The sequence below is a fragment of the Vibrio sp. 10N.286.49.E11 genome (genome assembly GCF_041469505.1).
In the GTDB taxonomy this organism is placed as follows: Bacteria; Pseudomonadota; Gammaproteobacteria; order Enterobacterales; family Vibrionaceae; genus Vibrio; species Vibrio crassostreae_C.
Genome location: NZ_JBFRKQ010000039.1, coordinates 40,403 through 59,354, shown reverse-complemented (window position 1 = coordinate 59,354; position 18,952 = coordinate 40,403). Strand labels below are relative to the sequence as shown.

Genomic DNA, 18,952 nt, shown 5'->3' with positions numbered 1-18,952 from the left:
CTTGTTCCTTGTTCCTTGTTATCGCATCCCTGTACTCGTTAACGTCTTGATAATAAAAAAGCTCCCGATTTCTCAGAAGCTTTGATTTAGATTTTGATATCTGATGTGACTGCCCGATAAAGGCTCGTGCTTAGGATAGACTCTAACGTTGGAACAGCGTCTTTAAGCTCACATCGTCCGTTCTATTTAGCTTTAGGCTCAGTAGATAGCCACCAACACCGATCAGTGCGTAAATACCTAAAGATAAAATCGGCGCTTCTGCAATCGCACTTAATGGGTTGCTTGCTATGAGTACATTCATTGGTAATGACGCGATGAGAGATAGGAAGTCATTGATGCCATAGAACCCAAACACTGCGACAGAGAGGAACTTAATCGCATAGCTTGAGATGAAAATGACAAGCAATGGAGAGTTTACCAGCTGCGAAATCGCTAGAGTGACGGTTGCCAGTGGCAATAAAACCAGTGCAACTAACATCATTCGTCCAAAAAACACGACCCAGTTGCTCAGCACATAAAACAGAGATTGTTGTTCAACCAATAGCGCCAGTTGTTGCTCACTTGAGACGTTCAATATCCAGAATAGAAAATCTGCGAACAGCACTAACAATGCACAGATAGCCGGAATAACCACTAAACCGAAGCCTAGCTTCACGCCGTGAGTCATTGCATTTGATACCGGCATACTTCTCCAAAACATTGAACTGCCTTCTTGGCGTTCTTTACGCAGCGTTTTAGGGATGTAAAGCGTTGACAGGATCAGTGAAATAAGGCCTGCGCCAAAGTAGATCACTGAGTTGAGATCTTGTGCGAACTCTCTGTGGATGTCGCTTACGTCACCGTTCACTTGCATTTCAAAGAAAAACTCATGTTGCGCTGCGCCATTAAAGAACAGACCAACGAACAGTAAGAAACCACATAACGCGACAAACAGAGGCAATCGAGTGTTAACTTTGTGCTCGATGAGTTCTTTTTCTAGCATGTAAAAACTTGGATGCATTATGCCTTCTCCATCTGTGTTGCAAGGAATAGATCTGCGAGACCAACGTTATAGATGTTACCCAGTGATTCAACCTGCGCTTTGTATTGACCTTCCAATAACCACTTAGTAGTGCCTAGCCCTGATTGTGAGGTCAGTGGGTTGAGTTTCTGAATCTCGCTTGAATGGTTGTTTGCGACTTCAATAATGAAATAGTCGCTCTCGATGTCTTCCATGCTTTTTTGCAGTACACAATGACCTTGCTTCAAAATCAGTACATCCGTTAAGAGGTGTTCAATTTCTGAAACCTCATGGCTTGCAATGATCATGGCGCGTTCACCGTCGTGGAACCATTCTAGTAGGTGGCGATAAAAAGTATCGCGGTACAGCAAATCTAAGCCCAGTGTCGGCTCATCTAAGATCAACACTTGAGTGTCAGTCGCGATGATGATCGCAAGGTGAAGTTGTACCTTCATTCCCTTAGAAAGCTGCTTGATAGTCGAAGAGAGCTTGATGTTGGTGCTGCTTAATGTCTGTTCTGCTTTTTGCTTGTTGAAGCTAGGGTGCACACCTTGTGTGTATCGAAGCAGTTGTTTAACCGTCATCCACTCTGGTAACACGTTAACATCTGAGATGTACGACAAGTGCTGCATGAGCTCTGCGTGCTGGTGGATAGGGTGGTAGCCGTTTACTTCAATCTCACCTTGATAGTTGTGTCCACCAAGCAGTGATTTGATCAGTGTCGATTTCCCTGCGCCATTATGGCCCAGCAGTCCAAGCACTTGCCCCGGTTTTAACTCAAAGCTGATGTTCTCGACACCCACTTGATTTGAATAGGTTTTGGTTACGTTTTTCACGGAAAGTAAAGTACTCATGACTTGTCCTTTATATGTTGTGCTAGCTGTTTCACGAGTTCTTCGACACTCATATCAATGATGCCTAGCGTCTCAGCGATGGCTGGGATCTGTGTGTTGATGAATGATTGGTGTGCAGACTCTTTCAATTTTTGAAGTGCCCCTTCGGCCACATACATGCCTTGGCCGCGTTTTTTCTCTACCAAGTCTTCATCCACCAGTAACTGATAGCTTTTCATGACAGTAAGGTGGTTGATCTTGAGATCGGCAGCAACCGCACGCACAGAGGGTAATGCTTGTTGCTCTAACCAAACACCTTGAAGAATTTGGTCACTGATCTTTGAGGCAAGCTGCCTAAAAATCGGTTGGTCGTCTTTCCATTCGGTCATAATTAAAACTGCATGGTGATATACATGTGTATAACACTAACCTATTTATTCGAGTTGGCAAGGATTTTATGAAAGTGCATCGGGTATTTTTATGTTTAGATAAAGCACGTTTGGTGGGGAGGGCACTTGAAGCCTACATCCTTGTGGGCTCTCAAGCAGCTGTATAAGCGATGATTATTTGAATAGGGAATGGTTGCTGATCAAGATTTCTATTAGGCTGGGCCTATTGCTCCTTTGAGTCATTAGGCCGGCTATATAGGTAACCTTGATGTAAGTTGTAGCCTAACTGACACAAGATATATTGCTGCCTACGCGTCTCGACACCTTCATAAATCATTGTGATATTTGATAGGCGTCCAATCTCCGAGATATTGAGCAATACACCCTGATGATGCTCTCCTGACTCGATATCCTTAACAAAGCAACGATCCAGTTTTAGATAGGCCGGAGAGATAACATTGATGATTTCGATGTTGTTATTGCCCGTACCAAAGTCATCCAGAGCGATAGTGATACCAAGCTTTTTGATATCCTTAATGTTATCGATAACCTCACACCCATAGCCAATGTTCGAATATTCAGTAATCTCTACGACAAACTCATTCGCTTCCATCGCGGCTAAATGCTCTCTGAGCCTTGCGAAGTTCGACCCTACCAAAGCACTCGGACACACGTTGACACCATAGATCTCATGGCTGTTGTTTAACTTCGCTTTTCTGACTGTCTCGATGAGTAAAATAGTATGAAAGGTGAGTAAATTGGTGCGTCTCATGGTGTTGATGAAGCTTAAAACGCCAACGTTACGCACACGAGATAACAACTCGTAGTAGAGAACGCAGTTGTCTTCGGTGTTGATGATCGGCTCTTCTTCAAAGGAGATGTGTTTCCAACGAAACAGGTAGATCACGAAACCCAGAATATAGGAGCGATAAAGCAGGGTGGCGAGTATCAGAGAAAGCGCAATCCATAGTGCAACAATGTCGTCACTGTAGAAGGTGATGGTTGCACCCGTTGGTAGGGAGGTTTGATAGATAGATTTACTCTCTTCGCCAAGGTTTAAGATGTGGTAACCATTCTTCTGGATGGAAATCGAATCGACTAATAGAGGCAATAGTGAGTTCTTGTATCGAGCTTCGATAGATCGTTTAGATATTCGAGCAACCATCTCAATGTCGTGCTCGGTATCCATGAAGCGTGAATAGGCAAAGTCAGCACTATCGTAGAAGTCGTCTAATTGATTGAGCTCTATCATCTTAGAACGTGTTTTAGAGATATAGCAGGAGTCATAAGGTGTGGTCATGACGACAGAATCAAGGTTGAGCGAGTGCCTTAGCGAGTGCACAGCCCCGTGGCTATCGCAACCGTAGTCCATGACTTCTGCGGCAATGTGTTTGGTGTTCTCACTGTATTCATTCGCAATCTTCGTCGTATAAAGGATTTGGGAAAAGTAGACAACGAATAGGAAAAAGGAAGAGATGGTGAACACGGCTATCAGAGCCTTAATCAGCTCTCGATGATAGGTGTTGAACATCAGTTTCAACATCTCGAACTGGCTGGGCTTGAACTGGTTGATGTCGTACTTAGGTGCGATACGGTTGGTTGAGCTTTTATCGAGATCGATAAAGTAACCTACCTTATAAAGGTTAGAGATAAGTTCGCTATTATTATCTACCTTCGCTTTCTTACATAAGCTTCGATATTTCTTTCTTATAGAAGCAATAATATTTTTTAACGCGTATAAGCTAAACTCTTCGTCAAAGTGTAATTTAAAAGATTCTTCAACATCTCGTGCAGATTGAGGGTTTGATATTGACGAGTGTTCAATAAGGTATTTGAAAACAAAACTCTCTTTACTATTAAGAGTTTCCTCTGATATCTTATTACTGTCTCTTTTTATGTATATTTTTTCTTCATTGTAGATTAGTTGCAAGCTCTCATTATTGTTATTTATATTGAAAGAACAGTGCATAGCTTAACTCCTAAGCGATAGTTATTATATTTGTGTGATGGATATGTGATGGCTGGGATTTTCATTCAACACAAGAGTTCGATCTAAATAATATCACCAAAATGTCACCATTTTATCTCAAGATGTTGATACTAATCGCAGAATTTGGGCTTTAATGAAAGGTTATGGAGATGTTCACCCAAAAGTTGAATTTATAAATGAAAGCCAATGATTTACAAGGGGTAAGGGGGATTTATCCATTTGTTTTGGTATTTATCCATTTCACAGCTTCTACGCGGTAGGTTTAGCGACTGGATTTAGAGGTTTCTAATGTAGCTTCTGATGGTATTCATTCGGTTTATCGATGTGTGAGATTTATCAGAATTTTTCATGATAAAATTAAATTATGTCATTTTATGTGATATTAATATAATTTATGTGGCGTATTGTTTTGGTGATTTAATTAAAGTAATCAATGATAGAATTAATTATATTTGTTGAATGATTGACTTTAATTTATTCTGTTACGAAATTTAAATAATTAAACTTTAAGGTGGGATATTTAAAATAGGGAAAGGATGATTTTTATCATGATGTGTTGATTAAAGAATTTTAATGGAATTATTATTGACATATGTATCAAATATGTGTCTATGTAAATATTAATCGGCTAGTGATGAAAATAAGATATGAATGAGGTTGCTGTTATACCGTGAGCACTGCCTAAAAGTATAAGCAGCAACAAGTTAGATCAATTAGTGTTATTTTTGAGCAAATGTTAGCGTAACCACATGATATTCAAAGATCTGTTGCGGTGGCTTTGTGTTAACTATGGAAGCGTGCAATCGTTGAGTATTTAACATGCACCATCAAGCACCACGATCTGTGGTTCTTTTTCTGGCTGATAAAGCACCTGACAAAAGTCTCCTTCTGGCGAATAGGTGTAGTTTTCGGTGTCGAAAGAGATGGCGGCTACTCTTTCTGCATTGCTGCCAGAGTCTACTTCTTTGTTGATGACATGAAGCTCTGTTGCGTCGATATTGAGCAGTCTTCTTAGTGAGTCAACATAGGCGATTGGGTAACCATGACAAACGTAGTAGGTCTCAATCTCCGTCTTTTCAACATAGTTGCACTCATCCTCAACGCCAGCAATCGCTGACTTCGCGTAGATCATATCGATACCCGTGCGAAGGTTACCAGCCACATCATGTATTTTACTCGCCCGAGCACTTCCTTGAACGTCTAAGAACTTGACCATAGCTGTCGCCGAAACGATCGCTAAAATTAATACAGAGATGATGAGTTCTAAAAGAGTGAAGCCGTTTTGTCTGTTCATGGTTACCGATTATTTGCTCTGCTAAAGGGACGGAATGAGGGTAATCTAAATACCAAAGTCATTACAGTTAGTGGGTATAATGGTTTGGTGTTTTATTGTGTGAATTTCTAAGTAATTTTCTTTATAAACAATAGCTTAATTATTTCCTCTTACTGTTAAACGCTATGTAAGCATACGTAAGCGTACACACCCACAGCAGCCGATTGTTTAGGAAGCATTCAAACGACTTAATTTATTGATAAATAAGTCTTTAATTGTAGGATTGTCGACCATTCAAAAACTGACTTTCGACTTCATTTGAGGGAATTGGTTTACTAAATAAAAATCCCTGAAGATACTGGTATCCACAATCGATTAAGAACGCTTTTTGCGTTTCGGTTTCGACACCTTCAGCAACCACTTTTAGCCCCAATTTTTCACAGATAGCATGGGTGGCTTGGACAATCGCTTTGCTCCCTTTGTGTGAACCGTGGACGAAGCTTTTATCGAGTTTCACGGTGCTAATCGGTAAGTCATGCAACATCGACAGTGACGAGTAGCCTGTGCCAAAGTCATCAAGGTGAAGCTCTACGCCCAATTTAGAAATATCGCTTAACGCTTGCCTGACTTCACCATGCTTGAAGATCATGGAAGATTCGGTGATCTCAAGGGCGATGCTTTGAGGTTGGATATTGTAGAAGTTCAACATTGCTAATAGCTGCTCGGCAAAGGTCGCGTGCATCTGAATACTCGAAATATTGATACTCGTCATCAACTCACTATCAAACTCACGTTGCCATATCGATAGCTGTTTGAGTGCAGAGTTCAGAACCCATTTCCCGAGCGGTACAATCTGCCCCGTCTCCTCCGCTAAGCTAATAAAGTCATCAGGGCCTATGTTACCTAGCTCTTTGTCTGACCATCGAAGCAAGGCTTCAAACCCTTTCACCTTGTCGCTGTTGGTGTTCATGATCGGTTGATAGTGAAGGTTGAGATCGTCGTTTTCTATGGCGCGTGCCAGTCGATGGCGGATCTCTACTTTGCGATGCAGGGTTTGTGCTAAGTCTGGGGTAAACGTTTGGAAGCGGTTTCGACCATTCGCTTTTGCAAGATGCATCGCCATACCCGCTTGCTTTAGCAATGTTTCTTGGTCAACCGCGTTATCAGGGAAATGCGCGGTACCTATGCTGCAACCGACAGATAAACTGCCGATGCCTCTGATATGGAAACTTCGGTTTAAGGCATCAATGATGCGAGAGCAAAGTAGTGGGATATTTTGATTTCGGCAGGTGTGGGCAATCACAATGAATTCGTCGCCACCAAATCGCCCTATCATGCACTTCTCATCAACCAACTGTTTAAGGCGTTCACCAACCTGTTTGAGTCGTTGGTCTCCGACAGTGTGCCCATAAGTGTCATTAACTAATTTGAAGCCATCAAGGTCGACAAACATCAATTCAAACGGTGAGCGATAGGCAATGCTGGTTTCTAGAAGGTTGCTGATCCCACGGCGATTATAAAGCTCCGTTAAACAGTCGTGTTCTGCGTTGTATCTGGCTTTTATCAGCTTCTCTTTTTGCTTTGTTGTACAGGTTAGGTTTAGCAGCAGTTCGCTTTTATCAAAGAGCCACTTTCCTTGCACATCAAAATGGTGTGCTCTGAAGGAGGAAACCTTGATAAACCAAGGCGCACCGGTTGTTGGTTCTCTATTCTGTAAACGTGTATGTACAAAAGTGATTACTATGTTTTGCGTACGGTAAATGTAGGGCTCTGATTCCAATATTGATGATCTATGGCCAGTATATATACTGCCTTCGCTTTTAATAAATACTGGTGATAGGAATGTCGAAAACCAAAGTGCTCATTGTTGAAGATGACCAAGAGATAGCTCGTCTAACGACGCTTTACCTCGAAGCTGAAGGTTACAATGTTAGCGTTGTTCATGAAGGGAACTTGGCACTTGAAGCGATCCGTAGTATTGAACCTGATTTAGTGCTGTTGGACTTGATGCTTCCAGGGATGAGCGGCGCGCAAATTTGCCGTCAAGCCCGTGAGTTTTACAATGGAATGATTTTAGTGCTAACGGCTTCCGCCGATGAAATGAGCGAGGTCAGCTTGTTTAAATTTGGTGCGGACGATTACGTTGCCAAACCGATTCGTGGCCATGCCTTGTTAGCGCGAATTGAAGCGTTATTGCGTCGAGCGACTCCCGTAAAAACTGCGCAAGAAACTACGGCTGAAAAACAGTGCGATATTGTAATCAACAGCTCTGCTCAAAGTGCCACGCTCTACGGCCAAAACCTCAAGCTTACTTCTGCTGAATTTGAAATCTTAAACCTTCTCGTTAATAACATCTGTCAGGTCGTGACTCGAGACCAGTGCTGTCAGTTATTTAGAGGGATAGATTACGCGTTCAACGACCGCTCGATTGATATGCGCGTGTCTGGGTTACGCCGAAAGCTGCGCATTCACGCAAAAGACAAACAGTTGATTCGTACGGTTCGCAACAAGGGGTACATGCTGGTTGCGTAAGTTCATTGCTACGAAGCTTCGCTCGGTTTCGATGTTTGCTCGCTTATACCTTGGGATTGTGACTGGGATGTCGGCAACGATATTTTTGTTCTTGAACCTTGGTGAGGGGTACATGCGACGCACCGAGATCGAAACCTTCCTCAATGATGGCATCTACTTTGCGGAGCAGTATGTTCGTCAACACAATCAAGAAAACTCACTCTATAAAGAGCTCGATAGAACAGGCTACCAACAATTTTATATCTTCAATTTACGCCTGTTGGAGAATTGGTCGGGCGAGGCGCCTTGCCAACAATGTGAGTTATACACAACCTTAAACGGTGTGCCGATATATCTAAGTGATGACAACCTCTATTCGACCGTGTTTCAGCTACCAAACTCTAAATTCAGTTTTGGGTTCAGTGAGGTAGGGGACTTTTTCTCTCCTGACATTGAATGGTACGAAGACTCAGAACGACACTTTTTGTTAGGGCTGTTGTTGGCTGTGATTGTGGCGATTGGAGCAAGTGTTTACTTACCTGTGAGGCGTTTTCAAGAAAGAATAGAGTTGCTCGTCGAGAAGCAGAAACAGTTTGGTAAGGGCAAGCTTAGTACTCGATCTGACATGGACGACATCCATCCTGTTTCTGATTTGGCCAGCAGTTTTAACTTCATGGCTGAAGAGATCGAAAGCAAAGTAAAACAAAGTCATATTTTCGCTCAAGCTATCCCACACGAAGTACGAACTCCGCTAAGTCGTATTCAACTGGCGACCGATATCCTAAGAAGGGGAGCCCCCGATAATCATCAGGTTCTTTTCGATGACATTGATACCTACATTGAGGATATCAACGAGCTCACGTCAGAAATTATCATGCTGTCGAAGTTGAATGTCATGGATAACTCTTTCTTTGAGCTCGTTAAAGTGACCTCCGATCTTCGTGAGTATTGCCTAGACCGAATTCGTTACTCGAAACTAGACAATGCCACCTTTGAATCTAAGGTACAGCTAGAGTGCAAGATTAAGTGTGATTGCTCAATGGCACGCTTGGTGTTCGATAACGTTCTCAAGAATGCGGGTAATTACACACAAGACAAAGTGTGGATGACGCTGGATGAGAACTCAGAAAACTGGCTGGTGGTGATTGAAGACAATGGTTCTGGAATACCAGAGAATAGGCGTGATGAGGTATTCCTTCCGTTCTCTCGACTAGACTCAAGCAGAACGTCGACCAACGGTGGATTGGGGTTGGGCCTCGCGATTGCTCTATCGGCGGCTAAAAAGCTTTCTTGGGATATCAAAATCGACGACAGCAACTATGGTGGCGCCAAGTTCAGTATCGTGATTCCTAAGATCGCATAAGCTGCAGCTTTAAGAACTCTTCAGGCTCGTCAAATAACAAAGCCACCGACTAATACCGTGGCTTTGTTATATTCCGATTTACAAGCGAGTGACTTCTTAGTTACTACTGCCTAGAGCCTAGAGCCTAGAGCCTAGAGCCTAGAGCCTAGAGCTTAGAGCTTAGAGCGATGAAGTCCATAAATAGCGTGGTCTACGATGCGGCCATTCAAGTTCTCGTTACGAGTTATAATACCTTCTAACGTGAAATGTAAGCGCTCACAAACTTTACGGCTGCTCATGTTCTCAGTGGCAGCTGATATTTCAATCTTTTCCATATCTAACTCATTGAAAGCAATATCAATCAGTTTTTCGACCACACGGGTGACTATCCCTTTACCTTGGTATGATTCAGACAGCCAGTAGCCTATCGTGACTTTCTGTTTGTTGTGGTCAATGGTGTTGAAGCTACAGTTACCGACGATATTACCTTTATACACAATCGCACATGTCATGCTTTGGCCTTCCGCATAATCGTGTAGCGAGCGCTGGATGAAGATCCTAAAGTCTTGCTCGGTTTTACAATGTGGTGGCCACACAAGCCATTGGCTTAGATACTCATTCTGACTTTGTGAGATTTCCGCATAGTGAGAAGCGAAACTCTCTTCAACCAATGCGATGGATAGTTCGTTATCGATAATCGTTTTAAACATGTCTTTCCTTTTCTTTTGGCTGATGATTTAGTGATTTTTGGTCGGCAGACTATAATGTCGCATGATTTTCAATATGCAACCACTTGTAGCACGGATTTTTCGTGATACGTTAGTTCTATCACGAAACTCATTAAACCTTACAATAGTTGTGTATATAATCATTAGCTATGCATTAGTATTAGCAGCCTAAATATATAAAAACTATAAAAATGCTAGGCTTAAATAATGATTCAACATTGCCAAGAGGTAACCGTAGACCTGAGAAAGGCTCTATTTGGTATTGCTAAGGCGCTTGATAACGTCGGTTTCGAAAGCAAAAACCATGGACAGAGGGTCGGTTATATCGCGTATCGATGTGCACTGAGTGTCGGATGGGAAGAAGAGCAGGCGCAACTTGCGTTTTCATTGGGGTTAATTCACGACTGTGGCGTATCGCAAATTGATGAGCAGCTCAGCTTAACTTCTGGGTTTGTACCTGACTCAAGCTATCACCATTGTCAAAAGGGCTACCAAATCTTAAAAGAGTGCCCAGTTCTTTCTATATTTGCTAAGCCGGTTCTTTATCACCATACTCCGTGGTCTGAGCTAAGGGCTATTCATATCAGCGAGTTAGAAAGAGAACTAGCTGCCATCGTGATGCTTGCCGATAGAGTCGATTATCTATACGGCATAACCTCTTCTGATCGTTATGGAAACCTAACACCAGATGGCAAAGCGAGCATCATTGAACGTTTGACTGAACAAGCGGATGAGATGTTCGAAACCAACCTTGTGCAACACATGTGCGAGTTGGTTGATTTGGATGACTTCTGGTTTTCTATGGAGATTCCATACATCGAGAACATGAGGGATAACTTTGAACCTGTGCCATTTTTCTCCCAGCAAATGTCGCTGGATGAGACGGTGGCCTTTGCCGAGTTTATCGCCAATGTTGTTGATACCAAAAGTTCGTTTACCTTTAAGCACTCTTTAAAGGTTGGGCAGCTTTCAGAATACCTCGCCAAACAGCTGGGTTATTCCTACACCACTCAGCGCAAACTCTATCTGGCTGGGTTAGTCCATGATATCGGTAAACTGCAAACCCCTAATGACATTCTGCATAAGCCGGATTTACTCACTGAAGAAGAGTATTGCTGTATTAAACGCCATGCAACGGACACTCGATTCGCATTGCAGGAGTTGTTCAGTTCACCTCAGGTTTGTCAGTGGGCATCTAATCACCATGAAAGGTTAGATGGTTCGGGTTACCCAATGGGAAAAACGGCGGAAGAGTTGGATCAACCCAGTCGAATTGTTGCTGTGGTGGATGTGTTTCAAGCGCTAACTCAGTCTCGACCTTATCGTGGAGGCATGACGTTAGAAGAGACTCTCGCTATTTTGAGGGACCACGTTGATAACTTTAAGTTGGATCGAGAAGTGTTTGAGTGCCTTAATAAACACGCGCAATATTGCTTTGAATTATCGACAGACAAACGAATGTACGCGTTTTAACGCCACTGAATGCTTTCGAGGTGTGACGCCTAAACTCATACTCGGTCGAAATGACTAAACACCAGAAACAGAAAAGCGATAGCCGAGGCTATCGCTTTTTTTAATGGGGGCTTATCAGGATTTTTAGATCGAGATTAGTATCGCTTTAAGATCTCGATGATCGCTTGCTCAGTTTCCGCTGCGATGATGGCATCAATGTCATTATCATTTTGGAACAACTCTGATAGCGCCATAATCGTATGGATGTGGCTATCTGAGTCCATCGCCGCCAGAGTAATCGAAAGGTAAACGTCACCGTTGTCTTCTGACTCTAAATCAACACCCTTTTTGAATACCGTTACTTGCAGTGATGCTTCGTTCACACCATCTTCAGGGCGAGCATGAGGCATCGCAATTTTTGGTGCCAGAACATAGTACGCGCCGATGTCCTTGTGCTTTTGCTTGATAGCTTCAACATAGCTTGCTTCGATTTTGTTGCTTGCTAGCAGTGTTGAACAGGTCACATCAATCGCTGCATCAACCGTTAGGTTTTCTTCAGAGTTGATGATAACGCCTTGGTTACCAATTAAATCGAATAAGCTCATGAAACAATCCACCCTAGGATAAGACCAACAACACCGAAGTCGAAGTCAGCAAACGTTGTCGCTTCAAGACCAAGGCCACCCAGTACTGGAAGCAGTAGCATTGGTAGGAAAGAGATACACAGACCTTGCGAGAACGAACCTAGAATTGCACCGCGTAGACCGCCTGTCGCATTACCGTAAACGCCTGCTGCACCACCTACGAAGAAGTGTGGAACGACGCCAGCTACAATGATTGTCCAGCCAAGCGCGCCTTGAACTGCCATTGCTAGTAGGCCAGCAGCGAAAGAACAAAGGAAACCGATAAGTACCGCGTTTGGTGCTACAGGGAATACCATAGGGCAGTCTAGAGCAGGTTTTGCGCCCGGTACTAGTTTGTCAGAGATACCTTTGAATGCAGGAACGATTTCAGCAATCAGCATCTTCACACCTTGCAGTACGATGTAAACACCACCGGCAAACACAAGAGATTGCATGAAGGTGAATACTACCCAGTTTTGACCGCCTGATACTGTTTCAACAAAGTCACCGCCAGCAACAATTGAGGCAAACATAAAGAAGATAGCCATTGTTGTTGCTACAGCAACTGGCGTATCACGCAGGAACATTAGGCTTTTAGGTACGTTGATGTCTTCTGTTGATTTTGAAGTGTCGCCAAACTTGCTACCAATGTAACCCGATACTAAGTATGAGAACGTTGAGAAGTGACCCATCGCCAACTGATCAGTACCCATCACTTTCTCTGTGTATTTTTGAGCAAGTGCAGGCATGATAACCATCAGTGAACCCACAATGATCGAGCCGATTGCAACGAGAGCAGTGCCTTCGATGTTAGCTGTAGACAGGATTACCGCTACCAGCATAGACATGAACATTGTGTGGTGACCCGTTAAGAAAATATATTTTAAAGGTGTTAAACGAGCCAATAAAATATTCACAACGAATGCGAAGAACATAATTAGAGCCATTTCATAACCGAATGCTTCTTGTGCTAATGCAACAATTGCTTCGTTATTTGGAATAACACCACTTACGCCGAATGCTTCAGTAAATACAACAGAGAAGTTATTTAGTGCGCCAACAAGAGCGCCAGCACCAAAACCTAAAATTAGGAAACCCATTACGGTTTTAATTGTGCCTTTTAGAATGGTAGAAACATCTGCTTTTTGTGCAACCAGGCCAATAAAAGCAATTAAACCTACCATGATCGCCGGCTCTTTTAATAAGCCGAGCATGAACTCGAAAAAGTTTTGCATAATTTTGACCTTACATGAAAGTTTTTAGTTGTTCTTCAATAGATGCTTTGTCAAAAATATTTTTAAGGCTGATGATGTTCTCTTTACCAGCGTCTTTTAGTTGGTTTGCAACGTCTGTTGCGGCAACCCAAATATCCGCGTTGCTTGATGCTGCAGATGATAGATCTTCGTGATCAACTTCTGCTTCGAAACCGATTTTTTTAGCGACTTCTTTTACTGCCATTTCCATCATTAGAGAAGTACCAAGGCCGTTACCGCAAACTACAAGAATCTTTTTCATAATATTTGTCTCAATTGGATTTTAGGGGTTGAGAAACTTCGTTCTCTTATTGTGTGAGAGCATAGTAATGGAAGTATTCAGATTTCAATAAGATCCCCATCACAAAACTAAAATGAGATTGTGATGGGGATCTCGTTAATTTGTAGTGAAGATCCAGAGTGAGACTTTGATCAAATTTAACTTTTCACTCGAATATGCAACGTATTTTATTGAGAAAGGCAGGCTTAACTAGTTTTTATATTAGAATATAAATCTATAGAGGCTTTATTGTTGAAAACAGAGAATTAATCGTATCGGCCGTAATCGGTAAGCATTTTCTTAAGCATGCTATTAACGTCTTTAGTCTTTTTACTTCTTTTAGTTAGCTGGCTTAGAGAGGTTGGTTTTGATGCTTCAAGTTTATCTTCATCAATATCTTCAACTTTGTCTTTCATTTTTTGTACTGCTGGCAATAGCATTCTAATTTCTTCATTATCAGCATTTGTTAACACGACAATATTTTCAGACTCAACTTGAGTAATGGTTAATATTCCGTGTTTAACCGATTCAACCTGTTCGCCAATCATAATTGACTCAGGAGCAACCGAACGATCGGTGAGTTGACCTGTACGTAATTTAGCCGCACTGATAGCTCGAATATTTCCGGTGTTTTCAAACGCGACGATAACAGTATGAGTATTATAATATTCAACTACTGTCACATAACCGTGTCTATTTGTTTTGAATTTAGCTCCAATGTTCATATCGTGCGGAGCTTCCATTTTCTTCACGTGTTTCCTCTCTTAGTCTCAAAGGCTGTTATATCTGATCAGCTCTATTGGTATTTTATAGATAATTATTTGGTGAGGTCATACAAAGTATATACGCATCTAAACTTAAGATGAATCTTGAAGTCTCGGGAAATGAGGCAGAGCACAGAAAAGTAGTAAGAATCACACAGAATTAACCGAGTGATTACGCTCACACACTTAAAGACTTAACATTACAAATTCAACTCCCTACAGATTGTTTACAGTTTTGAAGCTCGAAAACGACGACAAACAATACATTTTGCTTAATCCTTGATCGCGCGATCGTTTGCGTTAAAAAATGTGATGAAAGTCTCACTTAACTGTTTATACTTCTCTTCCGGTTTTAAGCCGGTGCTTAGCCAATACAAGCCGTCACATGGATATGTGAATGACCCCACGGACCGGACCAGCTACGTTCCACTGCTTGTATAAGGTGATTTTTTACATGAACAACTCGTTGTTACATTCGCTAACCCTGTTAGCTCCTTCATCGCGTAGCGTTTTGCTTGCGGTTCTTTGTCCTGTTCCTTTGATGTCATTTGCTTGGCTCATGTTCACTCTTTAAGGATTACTAGGACACATTATGAATATTCTATTTGGTTTTGTCGGTGTTCTTGCACTGATTGCTTGCGCGTACCTGTTATCTGAAAGTCGTTCTTCAATTAACTGGAAAACGGTCTCTCGTGCACTATTACTTCAAATCGGTTTTGCAGCCTTAGTATTGTATTTCCCTTGGGGACAACTGGCGTTAACAAGCCTAAGCAATGGCGTTTCGAGTTTGCTTGGTTTTGCAGACGTTGGTATCGCTTTCCTATTTGGTGATCTGGCTACTGAAGGTTTCATTTTCGCGATTCGCGTACTTCCAATCATTATCTTCTTCAGTGCTTTGATCTCTGCGCTCTATTATTTAGGCGTTATGCAGAAAGTGATTCAAATCTTGGGCGGAGCGGTGCAAAAACTGCTGGGTACAAGTAAAGCTGAATCTCTGGTTGCTACAGGTAATATCTTCCTTTCTCAGGGTGAGTCTCCTCTTCTTATTCGTCCCTTTTTAAAGTCTATGACTCGTTCGGAACTGTTTGCTGTAATGGCAGGTGGTATGGCGTCGGTAGCGGGTAGTGTACTTGGTGGTTATGCTGGCCTTGGTGTTGAGCTTAAATACCTTATCGCTGCAAGCTTTATGGCGGCTCCGGGCAGTCTGTTAATGGCGAAGATCATTGTTCCTGAGCGCAGCACACCAAGTGATTACGACGATATCGAACTAGATAAAGCTGACCAAAGCAACGTGATTGATGCATTGGCAAGCGGTGCGATGAACGGTATGAAGGTTGCGGTAGCGGTTGGTACTATGTTGGTTGCCTTCGTGAGTGTGATTGCGATGGTCAATACTGGCCTAGAAAGCCTAGGTGAAACGTTTGGTTTTGCGGGCATTACGCTGCAAGCTATCTTTGGTTACCTGTTCTCGCCTCTTGCATGGCTGATCGGTATCCCAAGTGACGAAGTATTGATGGCGGGTTCTTACATCGGTCAGAAGATCGTTATGAACGAGTTTGTTGCTTTCATCGACTTCGTTGAGAACAAAGCTCTGTTATCTGAACACAGCCAAGTGATCGTGACTTTTGCTCTATGTGGCTTTGCTAACATTGGTTCTATCGCGATTCAGTTAGGTTCAATCGGTGTTATGGCACCAGAGCGCCGTGCTGAAGTTGCAAACTTAGGTTTGAAAGCTGTAGCTGCTGGTACGCTAGCAAACCTAATGAGTGCATGCTTAGCGGGTATTTTCATCCTGCTTTAAGCTATATTCAGTTAAAGCGGACACTTTACTTACGGAGTTAACGTAAGGAGGGTGTCCGCTTTTTTGTGCCTGTTAATCAGGCGAAATCAGGTTTTGGCCGTCGACTGTGATTTGTCTATCGTGAGTAAAAGCTCACTCGGAAGAGTAATAGAGCCAGTTCCTTTTATCCGATATACTTGAATATCATCAGGTTGCGATTAATAACATTCGGCTTCGATTAAGAACATTCGATTTCGATTGAGAATATTCGGTTCCGACTAAGCATATCCGCTTTCGATTAGGAACAATGGCAACCAAGCTAAATTAATCAAGGGTCTCTCCATGAACATTCGCGTTCTCATCGGTCTTATTGTTACCTTCATTGGCTTGTTTGCGATGGTTTACCTAATTGCTGGCGGCGCTCAGTTTCCTATCTACCAGTGGCCAAAAGAGGCTTATCTCGGTTTGGTGTTCAGCGTGGTGTGGGGGGCTGGTGTCGCAGCGTCTGTAGCGTATTTCTTCTCGGCATTGGTGTTTGTTACTGTCGCCGTGGTTTGCTATGCGATCGGTTATAAAATCGGTGGGCTCTTTTCTTCAAGTTCTAAAGCTTAATCTTATCAAGGTGTGCTGATGTTCATTGAAGTAGGGCTGATTTGAATGCACTGGCTCGATCGTTGGAAGGTGTATCGCTATCATCGGAAACAAACTAACCGCTCGAATGGCGACAAGGCTAAAGCTTTAGGTTGGACTAGCGAAGAGAGTCAATTGTGTCGCTTTGAAGTAATCGCTCGTGCGGCGGACTTCGAAAAGAAGAGTGTTTTAGATTTGGGTTGCGGCTATGGCGAGCTGTTTGAACTGCTCGACAGCATCTATCGTATTCAATCTTATACCGGCGTTGACCAACACGCAGGCTTTCTTAAGAAGGCGAAGCAAAACTACACAGAAGATCGTTGTCAGTTTTTGGCGGGTGATATGAGCAAAATGAACCTTGAGACGCACGACATTGTCATCGCTAGTGGTTCACTGAACTACATCTCTCGTGATTCTGATTATCTGACAAACATGATTACTCGCATGTATGAACTGGCGAATCAGACGGTGATTTTTAATCTTCTCAACTCAAGCCAGTATCCTTCGCGTAATACCTTGATGAGTTATCACCCTCAAGGTGTCTATCGTTTCTGTAAAACGCTCTGCGATGATGTCTCTTTAACGGAGGGCTACGCAGAAGGGGATTTTACGATAGTGATGAACAAAGCCGTGTCAGGAGCTTGATGTCGTCTTTGTTTTTATCTTTACGCAGGTTTTGATATTAACAACTTTTGATACGAGTACTGACGTAGTAAACAGCAAAAAGCCGCAGCCTTGAAAGGTATGAGGCTTTTTGGGTTCTATGATGAACCTAGGCTAGGTATGTTGCTAGTTCTTCGGTGGTTGGTTTTTAATGAGTCCGTAAGGGATGTTAGTAAACACCTTAGGGTTGCCTTCATAAGTCGGCGCTTCATTCACTTGCTGCCAATCGAGTAGCATGATTGCTAATACGTTGCGGTGTTCACCGTACTCAAGGTCAAAATCGCCAGTAATTGAAGGGATCATGCCTTGTTTCTCATCGATTGAAGCTTGAATCGCGAGTCGAGTTTTCTCTAGAACTGGGTCATCTTCTAAACCTGCCAATAAGAAGGTTAATCCAACCTCAGCAATCACATCTTCTTTCGCACGCAGCAGAATCGTATCGATGTTTTCTCTAAAGTAATCGTAGATCCATTGATGGTCTTGTTCGCTTACTTGATGTTGGTAATATTCTGAGTCGCCGAAGATGACGTGTGTCATACCATAGATCTTATTGCCGAATTGCTGGCTTGAGAGTTTTTTGTCTTTATCGTCTGGATACGCTTTTTTGAAGGTATCGACAAACTCATCAACGATATCCTGCTCACCCAGTTGGCGCAACCAGTAAACCTGATTCGCTAATTGAGCGGCCCACGCTTTCACCATGTCTTCATTGGTCACGTATCGTGAGAAGTCATAGCGACGAATGATTTCGCGTAGCTTGGCATCGTTCTTGTGTTCTAAACCGTATTCGTTAGCACGAGCCATAGAGCCTAGAAGGTCAACACCAAGGTAAAGGTATTCAGGCATGTGCTTGGTGATGTTGTAGCGTCGAATACTGCGCTCATCGTTATCACCAATATAAGATGCAACTCGCTTCTCTGAGTAGAGTACGATTTGTTCCATGGTTTGAACGTCATTCGACAGGGTGCTGAGCTTGCTTGCCACTCGAGCCATGTCGCTCCACACCGCCGCTGAATACTTATCGTCTAATGTTTGACGATACATGCGCAGCCCGTAGTGACCTTCTTTGAATGCAGGCAGGGTGTAAAGCTGGCTTTCGTAGGTGGTGCGAATTAGGTCTGCAGATTGCTTGAAAGATTGTTCTTGAGAATTGAGCGAATCTGCTTGGGATTGAACGTTCACTGCGGTTGGCGCTTGAACGTTTTCTTGTGCGTGAACGGCAACCGAGGCTGATAGCAATGTACACAGTGTGATAGTTTTTAACTTCATGTCGTGAGGTACCAAGCTGATTATTAGTCTATGTAAAATAACATTGATGAATCCTTCAATGTAAGCGTTGAGTCAATACAATGTAAGCTTTATAAGGTTCACTAACCCTTTTTGATTAAACCATTCGTTTAGTAAAGAAGTTTGAAGTGATGGATCACTCAATATTTGATAG

At 42.7% G+C, this 18,952-nt stretch carries 17 protein-coding genes and 1 pseudogene; 6 read left to right on the top strand and 12 right to left on the bottom strand.

The genetic code is table 11. The features are described 5' to 3' along the window. Positions 1-142: 142 nt before the first annotated feature. The 6 genes and pseudogenes from AB4167_RS08840 to AB4167_RS08815 form a co-directional block, all read right to left on the bottom strand. Positions 143-1,000, bottom strand: coding sequence for a hypothetical protein (locus tag AB4167_RS08840; protein WP_017083226.1), 858 nt, complete (start codon positions 998-1,000; stop codon positions 143-145). Further along, a complete protein-coding gene (locus tag AB4167_RS08835) occupies positions 1,000-1,854 on the bottom strand; it encodes an ABC transporter ATP-binding protein (protein WP_017079596.1) in 855 nt (284 codons plus the stop codon). Before AB4167_RS08835 ends, AB4167_RS08840 begins: the two co-directional genes overlap by 1 nt. Next, on the bottom strand, positions 1,851-2,222 hold the full coding sequence (locus AB4167_RS08830) for a GntR family transcriptional regulator (protein WP_017079597.1): 372 nt from the start codon (positions 2,220-2,222) through the stop codon (positions 1,851-1,853). The genes AB4167_RS08835 and AB4167_RS08830 overlap by 4 nt, the downstream gene beginning before the upstream one ends. A gap of 223 nt (positions 2,223-2,445) precedes the next feature. Then, complete coding sequence (locus AB4167_RS08825; protein WP_017066680.1) at positions 2,446-4,191, bottom strand: EAL domain-containing protein; 1,746 nt, start codon at positions 4,189-4,191, stop codon at positions 2,446-2,448. A gap of 835 nt (positions 4,192-5,026) precedes the next feature. After that, the gene (locus AB4167_RS08820; protein WP_017060589.1) at positions 5,027-5,506 is read right to left on the bottom strand and encodes a type II secretion system protein; all 480 of its coding nucleotides are present in this window, start codon (positions 5,504-5,506) and stop codon (positions 5,027-5,029) included. A 250-nt stretch (positions 5,507-5,756) separates the two neighbouring features. Further along, positions 5,757-7,145, bottom strand: a pseudogene (locus tag AB4167_RS08815) (putative bifunctional diguanylate cyclase/phosphodiesterase); the annotation flags it as partial. Positions 7,146-7,327: 182 nt separating this feature from the next. On the opposite strand from AB4167_RS08815, the gene AB4167_RS08810 reads away from it, so the two are divergent. Both AB4167_RS08810 and AB4167_RS08805 read left to right on the top strand, forming a co-directional pair. Continuing rightward, on the top strand, positions 7,328-8,017 hold the full coding sequence (locus AB4167_RS08810) for a response regulator transcription factor (protein ID WP_017060591.1): 690 nt from the start codon (positions 7,328-7,330) through the stop codon (positions 8,015-8,017). Then, a complete protein-coding gene (locus AB4167_RS08805; RefSeq protein WP_065584997.1) occupies positions 8,010-9,359 on the top strand; it encodes a sensor histidine kinase KdpD in 1,350 nt (449 codons plus the stop codon). Before AB4167_RS08810 ends, AB4167_RS08805 begins: the two co-directional genes overlap by 8 nt. Positions 9,360-9,511: 152 nt before the next feature. Here the strand turns inward: AB4167_RS08805 and AB4167_RS08800 are convergent, their stop codons facing one another. Beyond that, entirely contained in the window at positions 9,512-10,048 is a 537-nt protein-coding gene (locus tag AB4167_RS08800; RefSeq protein WP_102571144.1) for a GNAT family N-acetyltransferase, read from the bottom strand. A gap of 225 nt (positions 10,049-10,273) precedes the next feature. Here AB4167_RS08800 and AB4167_RS08795 point away from each other — a divergent pair, with 225 nt between their 5' ends. Continuing rightward, complete coding sequence (locus tag AB4167_RS08795; RefSeq protein WP_372136411.1) at positions 10,274-11,539, top strand: HD-GYP domain-containing protein; 1,266 nt, start codon at positions 10,274-10,276, stop codon at positions 11,537-11,539. A gap of 134 nt (positions 11,540-11,673) precedes the next feature. Here the strand turns inward: AB4167_RS08795 and AB4167_RS08790 are convergent, their stop codons facing one another. The 4 genes from AB4167_RS08790 to AB4167_RS08775 all read right to left on the bottom strand — a co-directional run bounded on the left by AB4167_RS08790 (position 11,674) and on the right by AB4167_RS08775 (position 14,417). Next, the gene (locus tag AB4167_RS08790; protein ID WP_017069228.1) at positions 11,674-12,123 is read right to left on the bottom strand and encodes a PTS sugar transporter subunit IIA; all 450 of its coding nucleotides are present in this window, start codon (positions 12,121-12,123) and stop codon (positions 11,674-11,676) included. Next, entirely contained in the window at positions 12,120-13,376 is a 1,257-nt protein-coding gene (locus AB4167_RS08785; protein WP_017069229.1) for a PTS ascorbate transporter subunit IIC, read from the bottom strand. Before AB4167_RS08785 ends, AB4167_RS08790 begins: the two co-directional genes overlap by 4 nt. A 10-nt stretch (positions 13,377-13,386) precedes the next feature. After that, positions 13,387-13,656, bottom strand: coding sequence for a PTS sugar transporter subunit IIB (locus tag AB4167_RS08780; RefSeq protein WP_017064872.1), 270 nt, complete (start codon positions 13,654-13,656; stop codon positions 13,387-13,389). Between the two features lie 284 nt (positions 13,657-13,940). Continuing rightward, positions 13,941-14,417 (bottom strand): hypothetical protein, encoded by a 477-nt coding sequence (locus AB4167_RS08775; protein ID WP_008217326.1) that lies wholly within the window; start codon positions 14,415-14,417, stop codon positions 13,941-13,943. Positions 14,418-15,030: 613 nt separating this feature from the next. Here AB4167_RS08775 and AB4167_RS08770 point away from each other — a divergent pair. The 3 genes from AB4167_RS08770 to AB4167_RS08760 all read left to right on the top strand — a co-directional run bounded on the left by AB4167_RS08770 (position 15,031) and on the right by AB4167_RS08760 (position 17,493). After that, positions 15,031-16,239: a NupC/NupG family nucleoside CNT transporter gene (locus AB4167_RS08770; protein WP_372136410.1), complete on the top strand. Its 1,209-nt coding sequence runs from the start codon at positions 15,031-15,033 to the stop codon at positions 16,237-16,239. A 321-nt stretch (positions 16,240-16,560) separates the two neighbouring features. Then, positions 16,561-16,830, top strand: a complete 270-nt coding sequence (locus AB4167_RS08765; protein WP_017064869.1) for a hypothetical protein — start codon at positions 16,561-16,563, stop codon at positions 16,828-16,830. 45 nt (positions 16,831-16,875) lie between these two features. Next, complete coding sequence (locus tag AB4167_RS08760) at positions 16,876-17,493, top strand: class I SAM-dependent methyltransferase (RefSeq protein ID WP_372136409.1); 618 nt, start codon at positions 16,876-16,878, stop codon at positions 17,491-17,493. A 144-nt stretch (positions 17,494-17,637) separates the two neighbouring features. Here the strand turns inward: AB4167_RS08760 and AB4167_RS08755 are convergent, their stop codons facing one another. Further along, complete coding sequence (locus tag AB4167_RS08755) at positions 17,638-18,780, bottom strand: DUF3541 domain-containing protein (protein WP_372132907.1); 1,143 nt, start codon at positions 18,778-18,780, stop codon at positions 17,638-17,640. Between the last annotated feature and the right edge of the window lie 172 nt (positions 18,781-18,952).

Coding starts and splice junctions, on each gene's coding strand:
- AB4167_RS08770 (WP_372136410.1), top strand. CDS start 15,031: ATGAATATTCTATTTGGTTTTGTCGGTGTTCTTGCACTGATTGCTTGC.
- AB4167_RS08820 (WP_017060589.1), bottom strand. CDS start 5,506: ATGAACAGACAAAACGGCTTCACTCTTTTAGAACTCATCATCTCTGTA.
- AB4167_RS08800 (WP_102571144.1), bottom strand. CDS start 10,048: ATGTTTAAAACGATTATCGATAACGAACTATCCATCGCATTGGTTGAA.
- AB4167_RS08825 (WP_017066680.1), bottom strand. CDS start 4,191: ATGCACTGTTCTTTCAATATAAATAACAATAATGAGAGCTTGCAACTA.
- AB4167_RS08840 (WP_017083226.1), bottom strand. CDS start 1,000: ATGCATCCAAGTTTTTACATGCTAGAAAAAGAACTCATCGAGCACAAA.
- AB4167_RS08795 (WP_372136411.1), top strand. CDS start 10,274: ATGATTCAACATTGCCAAGAGGTAACCGTAGACCTGAGAAAGGCTCTA.
- AB4167_RS08775 (WP_008217326.1), bottom strand. CDS start 14,417: ATGGAAGCTCCGCACGATATGAACATTGGAGCTAAATTCAAAACAAAT.
- AB4167_RS08835 (WP_017079596.1), bottom strand. CDS start 1,854: ATGAGTACTTTACTTTCCGTGAAAAACGTAACCAAAACCTATTCAAAT.
- AB4167_RS08830 (WP_017079597.1), bottom strand. CDS start 2,222: ATGACCGAATGGAAAGACGACCAACCGATTTTTAGGCAGCTTGCCTCA.
- AB4167_RS08810 (WP_017060591.1), top strand. CDS start 7,328: ATGTCGAAAACCAAAGTGCTCATTGTTGAAGATGACCAAGAGATAGCT.
- AB4167_RS08780 (WP_017064872.1), bottom strand. CDS start 13,656: ATGAAAAAGATTCTTGTAGTTTGCGGTAACGGCCTTGGTACTTCTCTA.
- AB4167_RS08785 (WP_017069229.1), bottom strand. CDS start 13,376: ATGCAAAACTTTTTCGAGTTCATGCTCGGCTTATTAAAAGAGCCGGCG.
- AB4167_RS08765 (WP_017064869.1), top strand. CDS start 16,561: ATGAACATTCGCGTTCTCATCGGTCTTATTGTTACCTTCATTGGCTTG.
- AB4167_RS08755 (WP_372132907.1), bottom strand. CDS start 18,780: ATGAAGTTAAAAACTATCACACTGTGTACATTGCTATCAGCCTCGGTT.
- AB4167_RS08760 (WP_372136409.1), top strand. CDS start 16,876: ATGCACTGGCTCGATCGTTGGAAGGTGTATCGCTATCATCGGAAACAA.
- AB4167_RS08790 (WP_017069228.1), bottom strand. CDS start 12,123: ATGAGCTTATTCGATTTAATTGGTAACCAAGGCGTTATCATCAACTCT.